We start from the raw sequence: 17,626 nt of genomic DNA, 5'->3' as shown, positions 1-17,626 counted from the left end.
ATGCGACTCAAAGCGATCCTGGGCGCTGTCCTGTTGTGCGGCACGCTTTCCGCGTGCGGACTCGAGGTCAACACCGCGCTGCCGTACAAGATCGAACCCGGTTCGATCAAACCCATCGAATCCCTCAAGGGCGTCAAGGTGACGGTGGGGTCGAAGGACTTCACCGAGAACATCATCCTGGGCTACATGGCCGAAATGGCGCTTTCCGCGGCGGGCGCGGACGTCGTCGACCTGACCGACATCAAGGGCTCGAACTCGTCGCGGCAGGCGCTGCTCGCCGGCCAGACCGACGTCACCTGGGAGTACACCGGCACCGGCTGGATCAACTACCAGGGCAACGAACTCCCCGTCCCCGGCGGGGAACAGGCCCAGTACGAAGCCACGAAGACGGCCGACGAGGCGAAGTTCGGCGTCACCTGGCTGAACTACTCGCCGCTCAACGACCAGTACGCCTTCGCGGTCACGGAGGCCTACGGCGCGGCGAACAACCTGAAGACGACGTCGGACCTGGCGGAGTTCCTGAAGCGGAAGCCGGACCAGAACGTGTTCTGCCTGGAGACCGAATTCACCAGCCGTCAGGACGGTTTCCCGGCCGCCGTGCGGGCGTACGGGTTCCAGAACCCGGTGATCAAGAACTTCGGCATCGGCACGATCTACTCGGCCGTCGCGAGCGGGACCTGCCCGATCGGCGAGATCTTCACGACCGACGGCCGCATCGCCGGACTCAACCTGCGCGTCCTCGAAGACGACAAGAAGGCGTTCCCGCAGTACAACGCCGTGCCCACGTTGCGCACGGACTTCCTCAAGCAGTACCCGGAACTGCGCGGACCGCTGGAAGCCGTCGGCGCGGCGCTGGACAACAAGCAGATGATCGAACTGTGCAAGCAGGTCGACGTCGACGGCCGGGACCAGGGCGAAGTCGCCTACGAGTGGATGAAGTCGAAGGGGTTCATCTCTTAGCCGCCAGGTGTGTCATGAGGGGTCCCCATGAGACGAAATTCGTCTCATGGGGACCCCTCATGACATCCGGCGAGGCGGAGGTGAGTCAGATCCCCAGCCGGTGCAGCAGCTTCCCCTCCAGCTGGTCCAGCTCCCCGGCCACGGCCCGGTGCGCCGCCTTCCGCCGCGCGGCGGGCATCCGCTCCGAAGCGCGGACGGTCGCCGAGAGCTGCTCCAGCGTCCCCTGAGTGTCCTTCGCGAAGGCCGCGTCGGCGTCCGTCGCCTTCGCGGACCTCTTCAGTTCCGCGAGCCCCTGCGTCAGCCCCGCGATCCGCGCGTGCAGCGCGGCACCGCGTCCGCTGAACTCGCCGAGCTGGTCGACGGCCACGCCGAGCTTCTTCGCCTGATAACGGTCGTATAGCTCTCGCGCGGCACCCGCCGCTCGAACGGCGTACGGCGCGATCACCGGCAGTACGGCCGGCCCGAGTACTTTGGCCACCGCGACGGCGTTCTTCGCCTTCTTCGGGGTGATCCTGCCTTCGCCCTCGATGGCTTTGGCCTTGCGCGCCATGGCACCTCCCACGCTGTGTCACTGACGAACTTACTGGTCCCCGAAGTGGCGGGCATGTCGGCTTGCCGGTGGCCTTCTAGAGTGTTGTCCGTGAGTAACGAGGTGCTACTGGACGCGGGAGCGGTGAGCCGCTGCCGGCGTCGCGTGCACCTGGAACACGACCCGGCGATGCGCGAGGTCCCGCTCGCCCCGCCCGACCCCGCCGCGCAGCAGCGGATCGCCGACGCGTCAGCGCATCGCGACGCGATCGTGCGGCGGCTCATGGACGCGACGGGCCCCGACGCGGGCTGGGTCAAGATCTCCCGCGACCTCCCGGCCGCCGAGCGCGTGCAGCTCACCGAAGAGGCCTTCGCCGCCGAAGCGCGCTACATCTGGGGCGGGCTGCTGCCGGTGGATCGCGCCGGTCACCGGCGTGGTGGTTCCGAACTCCTGGTCAACACCGGCTCCGGCTACGTGCCGGTGCTGGTCGTGCGGCACCGCATCACCGATCGCGGTTCGGGCGCGCCGACCACGGTGATGACCGATCTCGACCCGGCCAACCGGCTGCCGGACGCGGCACGGAAGGTCCGTTCGCAGCCGCGGGACCAGATGCGGCTCGCGCACCTCTACCGGATGCTCGAAGCGCTCGGAAAGCACGAGGGGCACCGCGCCATCGGCGGCGTCATCGGCCTCGACGCGGACGTCGTCGTCTGGCACGACCTGTCCGCGGGCACCTGGCCGGGCGGGAAAAGCGCGCTGACGGAGTACCAGAGCCGCTTCGCCGACAGGCTCGCCATCGCGAGCGCGGCCGCCGAAGGGGAAGAGGCGCTCGCCGAACCGTCCCGGGTGCTGGAATGCCGTCGCTGCCCCTGGTGGCCGACGTGCGAGGTCGTGCTCACCGAGACCCGCGACGTCAGCCTGGTCGTGCGCGGCGAGGACGCGATGGAGCTCCGCCGCGCCGGAGTGTCCACAGTGGACAAGCTGGCCGCGCTCGATCCCGCCGACGAACCCCCGCCGATGAACTGGACCGGCGGCACCTTCGCCGATTCGATCATCCTCGCGCGCGCCTGGCTCGCCGATCTCACGATGGTGCGCAAGGTCGACCGCGTCGAGGTCTCGCGCGGCGACGTCGAGGTCGACGTCGACATGGAGAGCTTCGGTGATTCCGGCGCGTATCTGTGGGGTTCGCTGCTGACCGGCGCCGACATCGGGATGGAGCAGGGCTACCGGGCCTTCGCGACGTGGGAGCCGTTGCCGACCGCCGACGAGGCCCGGTCGTTCGCGGAGTTCTGGGCTTGGTTCTCCGAAGTCCGCGAACGCACGCTCGCCGCGGGCCTGACCTTCCGCGCCTACTGCTACAACGCGCTCGCCGAGAACCGCTGGCTCTTCGGTTCGGCAGGCCGGTTCGGCGAGTACCCCGGCATTCCCGCCAAGGCCGAGATCGCGTCCTTTGTGGACTCCGAAGAATGGGTGGATCTCTTCCGCAGCGTCACCGACCAGTTCCTGTGCTCGCAAGGCAAGGGGCTCAAGGTGATCGCCCCGGTCGCCGGGTTCGCCTGGCGTGACCCGGAAGCGGGCGGTGAGGCGTCGATGCGCTGGTACCGCGACGCGGTCGGCATGGACGGCGGAATCCCGGACGACGTCCAGCGGGAACGCCTGCTGCGCTACAACGAGGACGACGTCCTGGCGACGCACGCGCTGCGGAACTGGATGACCGACCACGCGCAGACGTCCGTGCCGTACATGAACGACCTCTGACCTCACGTCGTCTGCCAGGCCGCGTTCAAGAACTTCGTGTGGCCGGTGAAAGCGCTCGACGAGATGTACCGCGTGCTGCGCCCGGGCGGCACGGCCGTGGTGCAGGACACGAACCGCGACGCGACCGACGGCGAGATCGCGCGTGAGGTCGAGAGCATGAAGATCGGGAAGCTGGCGGGGCTCGGCGTGCGGCAGGCGCTCGGCGGGCTCCGGCGGCGTGCTTACACGCCTGTCGACTTCAGCGGACTGGTCGCCGAAACCGCGTTCCGGACCTGTGAGGTCACCACCGTGGGCATCGGTCTGGACGTCCGCCTCACCCGTCCGTAGCGCGCCATGAAAGGTCCTTTCCTTGCAAATTTCGCAAGGAAAGGACCTTTCCTCTCACGCGGGGAAGGCTCAGCGAGGAGCCATGCGCAGCGAGCCGTCCATCCGGATGACCTCGCCGTTCAGGTAGTCGTGGTCGATCAGCGACAGCGCGAGCTGCGCGTACTCGTCCGGCCGCGCGAGCCGCTTCGGGAACGGGACGCCTTCGGCCAGCGAAGCGCGGAACTCGTCGCTCACGGTCGCCAGCATCGGGGTGTCGACGATGCCCGGCGCGATGGTCAGCACCCGGATCCCGTGCGACGCGAGGTCGCGCGCGGCGGGCAGGGTCATCCCGACGATGCCGCCCTTGGACGACGAGTACGCCACCTGCCCGATCTGGCCGTCGAAGGCCGCGATCGACGCGGTGTTGATGATGACGCCGCGCGCGTTGTCGGCCAGCGGTTCCGTCTTCGCGATGGCTTCGGAAGCCAGCGTCAGCACGTTGAACGAGCCGATCAGGTTGATCTGCACGACCTTCGCGTACAGGGCGAGGTCGTGCGGGCCCTTCTTCGAAAGGATCCGGGCGGACGGCCCGATCCCGGCGCAGTTCACCACGGTCCGCAGCGGCACCCCGGATTCGGCGGCGGTCGCGACGGCGGCGCGCACCTGCTCCGGGTCGGTCACGTCGGCCTCGACGTAGGTGATGCCGTCGATCTGCTCGGCGTTGGCGATGGCACCGGCGAGGTCCAGCGCGAAGACCCGCGCGCCCTTCGCCGCGAGCGCCTTCGCGGTGGCGCCGCCGAGCCCGGACGCGCCGCCCGTGACGAGCGCCGCGGTATCGGTGATCTGCATGTTCTCCCTTTCGTCGACAACCGCGTCTAGGTTAACGCTCGTTCGCATCGGGGTAGCGCGTGTGTTGTCTCACGTCGGTGGGCGGCATGTCGTGAGGAGTATTCGGGCCTGAAGCATTCCGTTCGCTCGGAGGTCAACTCCGGCTGTCACCTTCAGCAGCATGAGCGCTGCTCGGATCGTGGTGGTGGGGACCGGTTACGTCGGATTGACCACGGGGGCCTGCCTGGCCGGCCTGGGGCATCGAGTCACTTGCGTCGATGTCGACCAGGCGAAGGTCGCAAGGCTCTCCGCCGGACGCGTGGACATCCTGGAGCCGGGATTGTCCGAGCTGGTGTCGAGGGGGCTGACCAGCGGAAGACTCAATTTCGTGGTGGGCGCGCGCGACGCCGTCCGGGACGCGGAGGCCGTCTTCCTCTGCGTGCCGACGCCGATGGGCGCGGGCGGCTCGGCGGATCTGCGGGCCGTCGAGGCCGTGACCAACGAGATCGGCGACGTCATCCCCGCGGGGTGCGCGCTGATCACCAAATCGACCGTTCCGGTGGGCACGTCGAAGCGGATCCAGGCGATGCTCGGCCGCACGGACGTGCCGGTCGTGTCGAATCCGGAGTTCCTGCGCGAGGGCACCGCGGTGGAGGACTTCCTCGGCCCGGACCGGATCGTCGTCGGTTCGGACGACGTCGCGGCCGCCCGCTGGGTCGGCGACCTCTACGCCGACCTCGCCGCCCCGGTCGTCGTCGCCGACGCGGCCAGCGCGGAACTGGTGAAGTACGCGGCGAACTGCTTCCTCGCGATGAAACTGTCCTATGTGAACTCGATCGCCGAACTGTGCGAACGCCTCGGCGCGGACATCGACCTGGTCACCGAAGGCATGGGCTACGACCGGCGCATCGGCCGCTCGTTTCTCAAACCCGGCCCCGGCTGGGGCGGCTCGTGCCTGCCAAAGGACACCAGCGCGCTGGTCCGGGTCGCCGAGTCGGTGAACTACGACTTCACGCTGCTCACCTCGGCGATCGAGGAGAACATCGCGCAGCGGGACCGCATCGTCGCGAAGATCGCCGGCGCCGTCGGCGGCACCCTCGCGGGTTCGCGGATCGGCGTCCTCGGGCTGGCGTTCAAGGCCGGGACGAACGACCTGCGCGACTCGCCCGCCCTCGCGGTCGCTTCCGTGCTGGGCGCGCTCGGCGCGGACCTGACCGCCTACGACCCGGCCGTCGGCGGCCAGATCGCCGGGATGACCGTGGTCGACGACCCATATCAGGTCGCGAAGGCGGCCGACGCCGTCGTCGTGCTGACGGAATGGGACGAGTTCAAACGGCTCGACTGGACCTATATGGCCGAGCAGATGGACGGCGACTCGGTCGTCGACACCCGCAATCTCCTGGAGCCGCAACGGATCCTGGACGCCGGCCTGTCGTGGCAGGGCGTCGGGCGGCCGCGGGCGGCGCTGCGGCGGAAGGTCGCCGTCTCCTGACCCACCTGCCTCCCGCGGGTGTCATGAGGGGTCCCCTTAGGACGAAATCCGTCTTAAGGGGACCCCTCATGACACGCGGGAGACGAGCGCCATCAGCCCGTCCACGACCTCCTCGGCCGTCGGAGCGTTCTCCGGGTCGAGCATGTGCTGCAGCATCACGCCCGAGTTGAGCGCCGTCGCGACCGCCCCGATCCGGCGCTCGTCGGCCTCGGTGAGCGTGTCCTCGTCGATCCCCAGGATGCCCGCCGCCATCCCGCGCCGTCCCTCGCGCTGTGCCGCGGCGAGCTGCTTCCGCAGCTCAGGGTGATGTTCGGACTGGGTGAACGCCTCGATCGAGGCGATCCACAGCTGCCGGTTGCGGCCGTAGGAGTCGATCATCGCGCGCCAGGACGCGACGTACTGCTCGGCCGCCGTCGCCGCCGGGTCGACAGCGCTCCGCATCTCCAGCTGGATCTCTTTGCCCCAGTCGTCCATCGCCTGCGAGAACGCCGTCAGCAACAGGGCTTCGCGCGATCCGAAGTGGTAGCCGATCGCCGCGTGGCTGACCCCGGCCGCCGTCGCGATGTCGCGCACCGTCGTGCGTGACCAGCCTTTTTCCTTCAAGCACTGGATGGCACCCGCCATCAGGTCCTCGCGATTACCCATGTCCGGGATCGTAGACCACGCGGTTTATCCAAATGGTTTAACCAAGCGGCTTGACCAAGCGTGCAAATCTGCCGTACGGTCGTTCTCGACACCACGAACCCCTGGGAGCAGCCATGACGACCACCGTTCTGATCTCCGGCGCCGGCATCGCGGGCCCGGCCCTCGCCTTCTGGCTACGCGAGCGCGGCTTCGCGCCGACAGTCGTGGAGCGCGCCCCGGCGCTGCGCGAAGGCGGCAGCGCGGTCGACTTCCGCGGCGAGCAGATGACCCTGCTGGAGCGCATGGGGATCCTCGAGGACATCCGCGCGAAGGAAACCGCGATGGGAGCGCAGGTCATCGTCGATCCGAACGGCAAGAAGGTCGCTCAGATGCCGTCGGTCTTCTTCAGCGGCGAAGTCGAGATCGAGCGCGGGGACCTCACGCGCATCCTGTACGACCACACGAAGAACGACGTCGAATACGTCTTCGGAGACTGGATCACCGGGCTGGACGAGGTTCCGGACGGCGTCGACGTCAGCTTCGCCCATGGCGCGTCACGCAAGTTCGACCTGGTCGTCGGCGCGGACGGGCTGCACTCGGGCGTACGACGGCTCACATTCGGCGACGAAGAACAGTTCCGGACCGACCTCGGTTTCCAGACGGCGGGTTTCACCGTGCCGAACCACTTCGGCCTCGATCACCTCGGCTTGATCTGCAGCGTTCCCGGCCGGACCGTGATGGCCGCCAGCGGACGCGACGGTGCGGCGCTCAACGTCAGTTTTCTCTTCACGTCCGGCACGGTGGACGTGCACCGGCGCGACGTCGAAGGCCAGAAACGCCTGGTCGCCGAGCGGTTCGCCGACTTCGGCTGGGAAGTTCCGGCGCTGTTGGATGGCCTCGGCGACGTCGACGCGCTGTACTTCGATTCGCTGAGCCAGATCCATCTCGACAAGTGGTCGAAGGGCCGTGTCGTGCTGCTCGGTGACGCGGCTTGGTGTGCCGGTCCGGGCGGCTCGGGCACCGGGCTCGCGATGATGGGCGCGTACACGCTGGCCGGGGAACTCGCCGCCGCGCGCGGTGATCACGAGGTCGCTTTCGCGCGGTACGAGGAGAAACTGCGCGGACCGGTGAAGATCTCGCAGAAGCAGGCGGCCGGGATCGGCACGTTCCTCATCCCGACGTCGCGGTTCGTGATGGGCTACCGGAACTTCATGTACCGGGTGCTGGGTTCGAAGCCCATGACCAAGGTGTTCACGTGGATCACCTCGCGTGCGGCGAACGCGGCGACGCTCGAAAACTATGACGTTCCGGTCGCCGCGCGGGGATAGTTTCGGCGGGTGACGGACCAGAAGGAGTTTCGCCGGGCCTGCTACGAGGCGGCCCGGCGGACGCGCGGCAAGGTCACCCGGTTCGTGCCCTCCGAGGTGGCACGGAACTTCGAAACCGGCGAGATCGCGTTTGACCATCGAACCGTCGCGGTGCTGTGGACGCAGGACGGGGACGAGGGCGGAAGCCGGGAGATCCTCGGCATCGCCGACGCGTTCATCACCTTCGGAACGATCACCTTCGTCGACGAGCCGGGGTTGCTGGCCGTCTTGGGAGAGCTTCTTCCCGGGCACCGGTTGTACTCCCGTGCCGAACTCGAAGCGCCGATCGACCTCACGGCGCCGCGCTGGAGGAACCACTACGACGCCCAGTACTGGAAGCCCGACTGTCTCGGCAAGGTTCTCTTCAGCTGCTGGGACTGAAAAGGTACTCAGCCTGACGGAATCGTCACGACCGTCACTTGCCCATCCATCAGGCATTCGATGAGCACTGAACCGCCAAGCGGGTGGATCCAGAAGTGTGGCCCGGCGTCCAGGATGTCCCGCGCGTGCCGCACCGCGACATCAACGGGCATGGTCACGGTCGGCATCAGATAGTTGCCCCAGATGACGGCGATCCGCTCATCCCGCTCCGCGTACGAGGAGAACAGCTCCGCCGCCATCCTGGTCCAGTGCTCCTCATCGTCCCACCAGAGGCGGTCTTCGAACGGGGTGGACCCGAAGTCGATCACGTCGCCGGTAGCAGCAGGGAATCTGCTCAGTGTCGCTGCCGCCAGCGCGCGGTTCTCGGCGAAGTCCAGCTTCGTCACTTGCCGGCCGTCGTCGTCACGAGGGTCGTTCATGAAGTCCGGAAGATATTCCGGATGACTCCCGTAAGAACTGCCGTCGGTCATACGTTCCGCCTCGACTGGGACTGAAAAAGTACTTAGCAAAGCGTAGTATCGGCCGGGTGTTCACGACCAGGCCGGAACTGGCCGGCACCCACGGCATGGTGGCATCGACGCACTGGCTGGCTTCGGCCACCGGCATGGCGGTGCTGGAAGACGGCGGCAACGCCTTCGACGCGGCGGTAGCGGCCGGGTTCGTCCTGCAGATCGCCGAGCCGCATCTGTGTGGTCCGGCCGGGCAGGTCCCCGGCATCTTCGTCACCGCCGAGGACCGAACCCCGCGAGTCCTCGCGGGTCAGGGCGTCTCACCTGCGGCGGCGACGCCCGAGCACTTCGCGGACCTCGGGCTCGATCTGATCCCCGGCAGCGGCTTGCTCCCCGCGACCGTCCCGGGCGCTTGGGACGGCTGGCTGCTGCTCCTGCGGGATCACGGCACGAAGTCGTTGCGCGAAGTCCTCGGTTACGCGATTTCCTACGCGCGCAACGGGATTCCGCTGGTCAGCCGGGTCGGTGACACGATCCGCGCGGTCCGGGACCTCTTCACCGAACATTGGCCGACGTCGGCGGCGCTCTGGCTGCCGGACGGCAAGCCCGCCGAGGGCCTGCACCGGAACCCGGCGCTCGCGGACACGTGGGAGCGGCTGGTCGCCGAGGCCGAGTCGGTCAGCGGACGTGAGGCGCAGATCGACGCCGGCCGCCGCGCGTGGTCGCGGGGTTTCGTCGCCGAGGCGATCGAAGCGTTCAGTCGCAAAGCTTTCCGTGACGACTCCGGCCGCGACCACGCCGGTCTCCTCACCGGCGAGGACATCGCGGGCTGGGAAGCGACGTACGAGGACGCGCTGCAAGTCGACTTCGGCGACTGGGGCCTGGTGAAGATGGGCGCCTGGACGCAGGGGCCCGCGTTGCTTCAGCAGGCGCGACTGCTGGACGGCCTGCGCGGCGAATTGTCCTATGTGGACGGAATCCCGACGGAGCGCACCGTGCACTTGGCCGTCGAGGCGGCGAAGCTGGCGTTCGCGGACCGCGAGGCTTGGTACGGGGACTCTCCCGACGTGCCGATCGAGTTGCTGATCTCCCGCGAATACGCGGACACCCGGCGTGCCTTGATCACCGACGAGGCCTCGGCGGAGCTCCGGCCCGGTGGTCCTTCACCGCGGCTGCCCGCGATTCTCGAAAAGCTGCGCGGACTCGAATCCGGTTCCGGCGCGACGGGGGAGCCGACGGTCGGGCCGCTGGGCGAGACCCGGGGCGACACCGTGCACATCGACGTCGTCGACGCGGCAGGGAACATGATCTCGGTGACGCCGTCGGGTGGCTGGTTGCAGTCGAGTCCGACGATCCCGGAGCTCGGTTTCTGTCTCGACTCGCGCGGGCAGATGTTCTGGCTGGAACAGGGCTTGCCGAACTCGCTGGCGCCGCGGAAGCGGCCGCGGATCACGCTTTCGCCGTCGATGGGCCTGCGCGACGGCGAGCCGGTGCTGGCGTTCGGGACCCCCGGCGGCGACCAGCAGGACCAGTGGCAGCTGTGTTTCTGGCTGGCGCACACGCTCGGCGGGCTGAACCTGCAGGAGTCGATCGACTCGCCCGCGTGGCACACCACCGCGTTCCCGAGTTCGTTCTACCCGCGCTCGTGGACGCCGCGGGAACTGGTGGTCGAATCGCGGCTCGGTCAGTCCACAATGGACGCTCTCGCCGTGCGCGGGCACGACGTCGTCGATGCCGGACCTTGGGCGCTGGGGCGGCTTTCGGCCGTTTCGCGTTCCGGTGGCGTGCTCCGCGCCGGTGCCAACGCGCGAGGAATGCAGGGCTACGCCGTCGGCCGCTGACGCTGTTCCGCTCGACTGTCCGTGAAGGCCTCCTTCCCTACCTTGAAGGTAGGGAAGGAGGCCTTCACGGCGCACGGCGTCCTCCCACCCCGTGCCCGGTTGTCCACAATGACCCCCGTCTGTGGACAACTCACGTCAGCTCCCCACCCGACCCCTCATCGGCGATAGACTGGCTTCGGCTCCTTCCGACAGGCCCTCACCGCGCCGAGGAACGTCTCCGACGTCAGCTCCTCGGCGAGGGCGCGATCACCGCACCGGGACAGCAGGTACCCGTAGACCTCCGGCAACGCCGTCTCGTACAGCGAAAGCAGCGCGAAGGCCGGGTCCCGATGCACCCGTGGTTCCGTCACATCCCCATCGTCGCTCGGGGAGCCACAACTCCGACGGGTGAAAGCGAACTTTCTCAGATCCGCGGATCCGGCAGCCGCCGCGCCACCGTGATCACGCCGACCGTCAGCACCGCCTGAATCCCGATGACCAGCACGAACGCGCCTTTCATCCCGAGCGGGCCCGCCCCGACGGACGCGAACAAGGTCCCCAATGTCGCCACTCCCAGCGCCATCGCGGCCTGCTGTGACGTCGTCAGCATCCCGCTGCCGACCCCGGCGATCTCCGGCGGCACCTTGGACAGCACGATCCGGAACACCGTCGTCATCGCGAGCCCCTGACCGAGACCGCACAACAGCATCCCCGGCGCGAAATCGAGCACGCCGAGATCCGGCCACTCCAGCAGCACGGTGCCGATCAGCACCAGGAGCCCGAGCAGCTGGATCGAAAGACCGGCGGCCACCACCCGCTGCCCGAACCGCGTCACCAGACGGCTGCTGACCAGGCACATCGCAAAGAACGCGAGCGAAAGCGGCGCCGTCACCAGTCCCGAATCCAGCGGGCCGAGGTGCAGGCCGTCCTGCAGCGTCACCGCGAAGACGAACATGAACGCGCTGAAGCCGACGAAGAACGGCAACCCGACCATCAACCCTTGCCGCACACTCGGCATCCGCATCACCGACGGCGGCAGCAGCGGAACACCACCCAGCCGCTCCATCCGGCGTTCGACGTGGACGAAGCCCGCCGCGGCGAACGGGAACACGACGAGCAGCGCGACCGTCCACAGTGGCCAGTCCAGGGCCGGCCCTTCCGCCAGCGGCAGCAACAGCGACACCAGGGCGATCGTCAGGAGGACCGTGCCCATGCGGTCGATGCCGAGAGGGTTGCTCGAGCGGCTCTCCGGAACGAGCCGCCGCGCGACCAGCAGACCGGCGATCCCGACCGGGACATTGACCAGGAAGATCGGCCGCCAGCTCGTGCCCCACAGATCGGCGGCGACCAGTGCCCCGCCGAGGAACTGGCCGAGCACCATCGAAAGCCCCGCTGTCGCGCCGTAGAGCCCCAGCGCCTTGCCCCGGCGTTCGCCGGTCGTGGTCGCCTGGATGATCGACAGCACCTGCGGCAGCATCAGCGCGGCGGCCGCCCCCTGCGCGGCCCGCGCCAGCACCAGCGTCAACGCCGTCGGCGCGATCCCACAGAGCAGGGAGGTGAAGGTGAACGAGGCCAGACCGATCAAGAACAGCTTGCGGCGGCCGAAGGCGTCGCCGAGCCGCCCGCCGACGACGAGCAGGACGGCGTAGGCGATCCCGTAGGCCGCGACCACCAGTTCCAAGGTGGCCGACGAAGTGCGGAGGTCGGAGCCGATCGCGGGCAAGGCGATGTTGACGATGAAGAAGTCGATGAGCGGAAGTGCCGCCCCCAGCAGCACGGTGACCAGGCCCGCCGAGGTCAGGGCCGGTCCGGCGGTGACGCGGACAGGCGTCGCCGGAACTTGCGTCGAAGTCATGGATACCACGATCGACCGATTCCCACCCTGGTACCAGGAGTGTGTTTATCCTGGTACCAGCACTACCTGGTAATCGGCTTCGAGCTTTGAGAACCTGCTGAGGTGACCATGACCGTCGATTCGCGAGTGGCCGACGTGCGACGGCACGAACTGGCCGCCTTCCTGCGCAGCCGCCGCGAACGCATCACCCCGGACCAGGTCGGCCTGCCGATCGGCGGCAGACGCCGCACGCCGGGGCTGCGCCGCGAGGAGGTCGCGCAGCTGGCCGGGGTCGGGGTCACCTGGTACACGTGGCTCGAACAGGGCCGCGACATCAACGCGTCCGAGCAGGTGCTGGACGCGATCTCCCGCACGCTGCGGCTCGACCCGTACGAGCACACGCACCTGTTCACCCTCGCCGGCGCGCCCGAGCCGCCGCTGGAGAAGGACTGCAAGCTCCTCAGCGACAACGTCCACCGGATGATGACGAAACTGGAGCCGTTCCCGGTCTGCGTACGCAACGCGCGCTGCGACATCCTCGCCTACAACCGGGCCTACGACTGGCTGATGGGCGGCCTCGACGCGATCCCGTTCGAAGACCGCAACACGATGATCCAGTGCCTGACCAACCCCGAGTGGCGACAGAGGCTCCCGGACTGGGAGCTCAACCTGCCCCGCGTGGTCGCCGGCTTCCGCGCGGCGATGGCCGAACACCTCGCCGAACCGGCGTGGAAGAACCTGGTCAAGCGGCTGCGGCAGGAGTCCGACGTCTTCGAGCGGATGTGGAAGGAACACGACGTCTCGACCGAGCGGATCGTGCTGAAGCGGTACCTGCACCCGGACGTCGGCCTGCTGCGGTTCGAGTTCTCCTACCTGTACCTCGGACGACGCTCCGAGATCTCCCTCGCGACGCTGACCCCGGCGGACGAGGAAACCGCGGCGAAACTGCCCAGCTCCTTCTGACGGGGGAGACGGACCAGGCTCACGAGGGAGTCTTTCCGCCGCGCGAACGCCGACGCTGAATCCATGACCGCAGCGATGGCTCCACCCAAGATCTCCAGCGCCCGCCTGATCGTCTGCTACGCCGCGATCCTGGGGACGCTCCCGTACCTGACCCTCAAGGCGTCCTGGGTCACGGGCGGCAGCCTCGGCCTCCGCGAGCCGTCCTTCATGGACTCCGACATAGTGCTGTTCGCGAACCTCGTCACCGGCGGGATGGACGTCGTCGCGGTGGTGCTCGCGCTGGCGTTCACCTACTCCTGGGGCCGCCGGATCCCCGCGCCGCTCGTGCTGTTCCCGATCTGGATCGGCACCGGACTGCTCGCGCCGATCGTGCTGGACCTCCCGGTGATCGTGGCCGAGCTGACGACGACGCGACTGACCGAAATGCCTCTGGAGAACTGGGTCTGGGCCGTCGTCTACGGCGGTTTCGCCTGGCAAGGGGTCCTGCTGCTCACCGCGTTCGTGCTCTACGCGCGCGACCGCTGGTGGTTCGTCGTCACCGGCACCGTGCGGCCGGGAACACTCGGCGCCGCGGGCAAACTCGGCATCACCGCCGCACTCGTTTCCGCGATCGGCCACTCGATCTGGGCCTTCGGCTCCGGCGGCCTGGCGGCCCGCGGCCAAGACGTCGTGATCGCGCTGCTCGGCGTGCTCGCCGCGATCGCGCTGGCGACCGTTTCACGGGGACGGTTCTGGCCGCGGCTGGTCCTGGTGTGGACCGGCGCCGGGGCGATGGCGGGCTCGGGAGTGTGGAGCCTGTTCGGCGCGTTCACCGCGGGATCCGCGGATGTTGCCCTGGTACTGGTCGTGCAGGTGATCGGCGGGGTGCTGATGATGACGTCGGTCCTGCGGCGGCTACCGCACGCGGCGTAGCCGGTAAGCCGCTTTCCGACGGACGCGGTACGCCTCCGCCCCGGGTAGCTTTCGTCTGTGCTGCTGAAAGAACGGTATTCGTGGAGCCCCTGGGTGGGCCGCGTGCTGCGCGTGGTCCTGCCGCTGGGGTTCGTCCTCGGTGCCACGAGCGGCGCCTCCCGCTGGCAACCGGACACCCCACCGCTGACCACCTTCGGTGGGCTCTGGCTGGTCGCCACCGCGCTGCCGTTGCTGGTGGTCCACCGGTACCCGATGCCGATCTTCCTGCTCACGTCCGCGCTGACCTTGGGCTATTACGCGTCGGGCAACCCGGGCGGGCCGGCGATCGTGCTGCCGACCATCGCGCTGTTCATGCTCACGAAGATCCGGGGGCCGATCGTCGCGAGCGTCACCGGCGGGTCGCTGCTCCTGGCCGCCGGCATCGTGCTGTTCGTCCGGCACGGGTTCGGCACCTTCGACGTCCGCGCCGGGCTGGGGGTGGTCTGGGTGATCGCGGTCGTCGGGATCGGGACCGCGGTGCGCAACGGGCTGGCCGCCGCGCGGGCCCGCCGCGAGCAGGCCGACGAGCACCGGCACCGGATGGCCGAACAGGAACGGCTCACCATCGCCCGCGAGGTCCACGACGTCGTCGCGCACAGTCTCGCGATGATCAACGTCCAGGCCGGGGTCGCGGCGCACGTCGCCGACAGGCGCCCTGAACAGGCGAAAGAGGCTTTGCTGAACATCAAGGAGGCGAGCGCTTCGGCGCTGAAGGACCTTCGCGCGACGTTGGCCGTGCTGCGGTCCGGGGAAGACAAGGCACCCGCGCCGAGCCTCGCCCAGGCCGACGAGCTGTTCGAGCACGCGCGGGCCGCCGGGCTGGAGGTCCGCGTCGACGGCGAGCCGGGCGAGCTGCCCGCCCCGGTCGACGGCGCCGCGTACCGGATCCTGCAGGAATCGCTGACGAACGTGGTCCGCCACGCGAACCAGGCGCGCGGAGTCGTCGTCACGTTCGAGCGGAAAACCGGTGCGCTGACCCTGCTCGTCCGCGACGATGGCCGTGGCGCCGTCGAACCCGCGCCGGGGCACGGCCTGCGCGGGATGTCCGAACGGGCGGCCGCGCTGGGCGGCGCGTTCACGACGTCCGTGGTGGACGGCGGCTTCCAGGTCCGGGTGGACCTGCCCATCAAGGGGGAAGAATGACGATCCGGGTGGTTCTCGCCGACGACCAGGCGCTGGTGCGCGCCGGTTTCCGTGTGTTGCTGGAGACCGAAGACGGCTTCGAGGTCTGTGCCGAGGCCGGCGACGGTGAGCAGGCCGTCGCGGCCGCTGTCGAGCACGAACCGGACATCGTCGTGATGGACATCCGGATGCCCGGCGTCGACGGGCTCGAGGCGACGCGGCGGATCACCGCGAATCCGCAGCTGGCCGGGGTGAAGGTCCTGGTCCTGACCACTTTCGACGTCGACGAGTACGTCTACGAGGCGTTGCGCGCCGGCGCGAGCGGATTCCTGTTGAAGGACACCGATCCGGTGGAGCTCCTGCGGGCGTTGAAGGTGGTCGCCGAGGGGGAGGCGCTGCTGGCGCCGACCGTGACCCGGAGGCTGATCGCGGAGTTCGTCGACCGGCCGGAGAACCGCCGCATCGACGTGAGCGCCGTCCGCGAGATCACCGACCGCGAACGCGAGGTCCTCGGCCTGGTCGCCGGCGGTATGTCGAACGACGAGATCGCGGCGCATCTGGTGATCTCGACGGCCACCGCGCGCACGCACGTCAGCCGCATCATGACCAAGATCGGGGCGCGCGACCGGGCGCAGCTGGTGGTGCTCGCCTACGAATCCGGCCTGGTCAGTCCTCGTCGCGGCTGAGCGAGCCGTGAGGTTCCCCCAAAAAGCTGAGATTGCGGAAAAATCCCGCCTGTCACGGGGAGTCGTCGTAGCGGCCTCGACGCTGACACTCCGTTAATCAGGCGGAGTGCACGTGCAGATGCACGTCCCGGACCAGGGTGGACGGACCTCCGGTCAGGCTCCCGTCGCCGTCTCATCTTCGTCTCCACCAGGGAGTCGAAGAAGTGATCGCGGGATCCCGGCGATCGATCCGAAAGCGTACGCTCGTACTGCAATTCCTGATTTCCTGACGAGTTCAGGGATTTCCCGGCGATTTCGCCCCGATTTCCGTGCACGGAGCGTGACTTTACTCGCGGCCGCCGCGAGGAATGGTCGTCACTTTCCGTCGCGTAATGCCTCCCCGGACCGGGGAGACGGGGAGCGCTTTGCTTTCTCGCGATGCCGCTGAGCACTAGTCTCCGGCTGAACGGCCTGTGGTGCGGTCACCTACCCGAAGTGATTCTCACCCGGCCAGGCAAGAAATCGACGCGCTTTCTTCTCTCACTGGGAGTCACTATTGAGGGCAAAGACTGATCCACTCCGGGTGGTCGGCTGATGGGCGGGGATTTCCTGGCGGCGGTCACCGAACGGCAGCGGCAGCGGCTGCTCGACCTCGGCAAGCACGTGGACCATGTGGCGGGTTCGACCCTGCTCAACCAGGGCGATCCGGCGCCGCCGGTGCTGATCCTGCGCTCCGGATTCGTGAAGGCGCTGCGGGCGGCGCAGGGCGGCACGTCGCCGATGATCGTGGACCTGCTCGGCGCCGGCGACGTCCTCGGCGTCGAAGACTGCCTGGCCAGACGGTCGAGCCAGCTTTCTTACGTCGCCACGAAACCGGCCCGTGTGCTGGAGATCCCGCAGAACGCCTTCCGCGGCTTTCTCGACGACGACAAGCAGGCGATGGCCTTGATCACCGTGGACCTGGCCGTCCGGCTGCGGCTGCGGAACGTCGCGCTGGGGTTCGCGACGGCCAAGGTCCGGAGCAGGCTGACCGCGTACCTGACCAGGCTGCAGGCGCTTCACGGGATCCCGGGTGACGGCGGCGTCGTCATCGACGTGGGGCTCAACCACGCGGATCTCGCCTCCGCGATCGGCGCTTCGGCCGCGTCGGTCAACGCCGTGATGGCGAAACTGAAGAACGAGGGGTTCTTGGCCACCGGCTACAAGACGATCCACGTGAAGAAACGCCTGCGCGAGGACGGCCCTCCGCTTTCCCCCGCCCCCGCGGCCAGGCCGCGGCGGATTCCGCAGATGCGGATAGGGCGGCGGATCGCGATGGGGTGAACGGGGCTTTCACCGCGAAAACCGCTATGAAAGCCCCGTTCTCCTCATTCACTGCGCCGCGGGGTGCGCAAAACGGGGTCAGCCGCGCTTCAGCTGAAGCGCGAGCCGTATGACGAATACGACGGCCAGCACGGCGACCAGGGCGATTTCCCAGGCCATGGCTGTTCCTCCTCGTCCGACAACGTTTCGATGCTCTGCCCCTAAGGCGCATCAGCGGGGGAGGTCGTTCACCGACACGGCCCAACTCACACTTT

16 protein-coding genes and 2 pseudogenes are annotated in these 17,626 nt (G+C 68.4%); 12 read left to right on the top strand and 6 right to left on the bottom strand.

Annotated elements, in window-relative coordinates; all coding sequences use genetic code 11:
• Complete coding sequence (locus tag CFP71_RS15735; protein ID WP_093934594.1) at positions 1–960, top strand: glycine betaine ABC transporter substrate-binding protein; 960 nt, start codon at positions 1–3, stop codon at positions 958–960.
• A gap of 85 nt (positions 961–1,045) precedes the next feature.
• Here the strand turns inward: CFP71_RS15735 and CFP71_RS15730 are convergent, their stop codons facing one another.
• Entirely contained in the window at positions 1,046–1,510 is a 465-nt protein-coding gene (locus CFP71_RS15730) for a DUF6474 family protein (RefSeq protein ID WP_020632747.1), read from the bottom strand.
• A gap of 90 nt (positions 1,511–1,600) precedes the next feature.
• Here CFP71_RS15730 and CFP71_RS15725 point away from each other — a divergent pair, with 90 nt between their 5' ends.
• Both CFP71_RS15725 and CFP71_RS15720 read left to right on the top strand, forming a co-directional pair.
• The gene (locus CFP71_RS15725) at positions 1,601–3,247 is read left to right on the top strand and encodes a TM0106 family RecB-like putative nuclease (protein WP_425266620.1); all 1,647 of its coding nucleotides are present in this window, start codon (positions 1,601–1,603) and stop codon (positions 3,245–3,247) included.
• Positions 3,248–3,265: 18 nt separating this feature from the next.
• Positions 3,266–3,574, top strand: a pseudogene (locus CFP71_RS15720) (class I SAM-dependent methyltransferase); the annotation flags it as partial.
• A 69-nt stretch (positions 3,575–3,643) separates the two neighbouring features.
• Here the strand turns inward: CFP71_RS15720 and CFP71_RS15715 are convergent.
• On the bottom strand, positions 3,644–4,402 hold the full coding sequence (locus CFP71_RS15715; RefSeq protein WP_093934592.1) for an SDR family NAD(P)-dependent oxidoreductase: 759 nt from the start codon (positions 4,400–4,402) through the stop codon (positions 3,644–3,646).
• 160 nt (positions 4,403–4,562) lie between these two features.
• Between CFP71_RS15715 and CFP71_RS15710 the strand changes: the two genes are divergently transcribed.
• Positions 4,563–5,873, top strand: a complete 1,311-nt coding sequence (locus CFP71_RS15710) for a UDP-glucose dehydrogenase family protein (RefSeq protein ID WP_093934591.1) — start codon at positions 4,563–4,565, stop codon at positions 5,871–5,873.
• Between the two features lie 66 nt (positions 5,874–5,939).
• Here CFP71_RS15710 and CFP71_RS15705 read toward each other — a convergent pair whose 3' ends face one another.
• A complete protein-coding gene (locus CFP71_RS15705; protein WP_093934590.1) occupies positions 5,940–6,518 on the bottom strand; it encodes a TetR/AcrR family transcriptional regulator in 579 nt (192 codons plus the stop codon).
• Positions 6,519–6,631: 113 nt separating this feature from the next.
• On the opposite strand from CFP71_RS15705, the gene CFP71_RS15700 reads away from it, so the two are divergent.
• Positions 6,632–7,825 carry an FAD-dependent monooxygenase gene (locus tag CFP71_RS15700; RefSeq protein ID WP_093934589.1) on the top strand — a complete coding sequence of 398 codons (1,194 nt, stop codon included), beginning with the start codon at positions 6,632–6,634 and terminating at the stop codon, positions 7,823–7,825.
• A gap of 9 nt (positions 7,826–7,834) precedes the next feature.
• Complete coding sequence (locus CFP71_RS15695) at positions 7,835–8,245, top strand: hypothetical protein (protein WP_093934588.1); 411 nt, start codon at positions 7,835–7,837, stop codon at positions 8,243–8,245.
• An 8-nt stretch (positions 8,246–8,253) separates the two neighbouring features.
• Here CFP71_RS15695 and CFP71_RS15690 read toward each other — a convergent pair whose 3' ends face one another.
• The gene (locus CFP71_RS15690; protein WP_093934587.1) at positions 8,254–8,715 is read right to left on the bottom strand and encodes a hypothetical protein; all 462 of its coding nucleotides are present in this window, start codon (positions 8,713–8,715) and stop codon (positions 8,254–8,256) included.
• A gap of 56 nt (positions 8,716–8,771) precedes the next feature.
• Between CFP71_RS15690 and CFP71_RS15685 the strand changes: the two genes are divergently transcribed.
• Positions 8,772–10,535: a gamma-glutamyltransferase family protein gene (locus CFP71_RS15685; protein ID WP_093934586.1), complete on the top strand. Its 1,764-nt coding sequence runs from the start codon at positions 8,772–8,774 to the stop codon at positions 10,533–10,535.
• 170 nt (positions 10,536–10,705) lie between these two features.
• On the opposite strand, the pseudogene CFP71_RS15680 reads toward CFP71_RS15685, so the two are convergent.
• Together CFP71_RS15680 and CFP71_RS15675 are read right to left on the bottom strand one after the other, a co-directional pair.
• Positions 10,706–10,885: pseudogene (locus CFP71_RS15680) on the bottom strand (RNA polymerase sigma factor); the annotation flags it as partial.
• Positions 10,886–10,938: 53 nt separating this feature from the next.
• On the bottom strand, positions 10,939–12,369 hold the full coding sequence (locus CFP71_RS15675) for an MFS transporter (RefSeq protein WP_093934585.1): 1,431 nt from the start codon (positions 12,367–12,369) through the stop codon (positions 10,939–10,941).
• 108 nt (positions 12,370–12,477) lie between these two features.
• On the opposite strand from CFP71_RS15675, the gene CFP71_RS15670 reads away from it, so the two are divergent.
• The 5 genes from CFP71_RS15670 (at position 12,478) to CFP71_RS15650 (ending at position 17,372) form a co-directional block, all read left to right on the top strand.
• Complete coding sequence (locus tag CFP71_RS15670; RefSeq protein WP_093934660.1) at positions 12,478–13,311, top strand: helix-turn-helix transcriptional regulator; 834 nt, start codon at positions 12,478–12,480, stop codon at positions 13,309–13,311.
• A 63-nt stretch (positions 13,312–13,374) separates the two neighbouring features.
• On the top strand, positions 13,375–14,223 hold the full coding sequence (locus tag CFP71_RS15665) for a hypothetical protein (RefSeq protein WP_244199702.1): 849 nt from the start codon (positions 13,375–13,377) through the stop codon (positions 14,221–14,223).
• A 57-nt stretch (positions 14,224–14,280) separates the two neighbouring features.
• Positions 14,281–15,405 carry a sensor histidine kinase gene (locus tag CFP71_RS15660; RefSeq protein WP_093934584.1) on the top strand — a complete coding sequence of 375 codons (1,125 nt, stop codon included), beginning with the start codon at positions 14,281–14,283 and terminating at the stop codon, positions 15,403–15,405.
• Positions 15,402–16,070, top strand: coding sequence for a response regulator (locus tag CFP71_RS15655; RefSeq protein ID WP_093934583.1), 669 nt, complete (start codon positions 15,402–15,404; stop codon positions 16,068–16,070). The genes CFP71_RS15660 and CFP71_RS15655 overlap by 4 nt, the downstream gene beginning before the upstream one ends.
• A gap of 573 nt (positions 16,071–16,643) precedes the next feature.
• The gene (locus CFP71_RS15650; RefSeq protein ID WP_093934582.1) at positions 16,644–17,372 is read left to right on the top strand and encodes a Crp/Fnr family transcriptional regulator; all 729 of its coding nucleotides are present in this window, start codon (positions 16,644–16,646) and stop codon (positions 17,370–17,372) included.
• Positions 17,373–17,626 lie beyond the last annotated feature (254 nt).

This window comes from Amycolatopsis thailandensis, from assembly GCF_002234405.1.
In the GTDB taxonomy this organism is placed as follows: Bacteria; Actinomycetota; Actinomycetes; order Mycobacteriales; family Pseudonocardiaceae; genus Amycolatopsis; species Amycolatopsis thailandensis.
Note: the sequence above shows the minus strand (reverse complement) of the source record. Positions and strands in the feature narration are given on the sequence as shown.

Bases quoted from the DNA above. Each gene is read 5' to 3' on its own strand.
- CFP71_RS15715 (WP_093934592.1), bottom strand. From the start codon at position 4,402: ATGCAGATCACCGATACCGCGGCGCTCGTCACGGGCGGCGCGTCCGGG.
- CFP71_RS15670 (WP_093934660.1), top strand. From the start codon at position 12,478: ATGACCGTCGATTCGCGAGTGGCCGACGTGCGACGGCACGAACTGGCC.
- CFP71_RS15665 (WP_244199702.1), top strand. From the start codon at position 13,375: ATGACCGCAGCGATGGCTCCACCCAAGATCTCCAGCGCCCGCCTGATC.
- CFP71_RS15655 (WP_093934583.1), top strand. From the start codon at position 15,402: ATGACGATCCGGGTGGTTCTCGCCGACGACCAGGCGCTGGTGCGCGCC.
- CFP71_RS15690 (WP_093934587.1), bottom strand. From the start codon at position 8,715: ATGACCGACGGCAGTTCTTACGGGAGTCATCCGGAATATCTTCCGGAC.
- CFP71_RS15650 (WP_093934582.1), top strand. From the start codon at position 16,644: ATGGGCGGGGATTTCCTGGCGGCGGTCACCGAACGGCAGCGGCAGCGG.
- CFP71_RS15675 (WP_093934585.1), bottom strand. From the start codon at position 12,369: ATGACTTCGACGCAAGTTCCGGCGACGCCTGTCCGCGTCACCGCCGGA.
- CFP71_RS15735 (WP_093934594.1), top strand. From the start codon at position 1: ATGCGACTCAAAGCGATCCTGGGCGCTGTCCTGTTGTGCGGCACGCTT.
- CFP71_RS15710 (WP_093934591.1), top strand. From the start codon at position 4,563: ATGAGCGCTGCTCGGATCGTGGTGGTGGGGACCGGTTACGTCGGATTG.
- CFP71_RS15700 (WP_093934589.1), top strand. From the start codon at position 6,632: ATGACGACCACCGTTCTGATCTCCGGCGCCGGCATCGCGGGCCCGGCC.
- CFP71_RS15730 (WP_020632747.1), bottom strand. From the start codon at position 1,510: ATGGCGCGCAAGGCCAAAGCCATCGAGGGCGAAGGCAGGATCACCCCG.
- CFP71_RS15705 (WP_093934590.1), bottom strand. From the start codon at position 6,518: ATGGGTAATCGCGAGGACCTGATGGCGGGTGCCATCCAGTGCTTGAAG.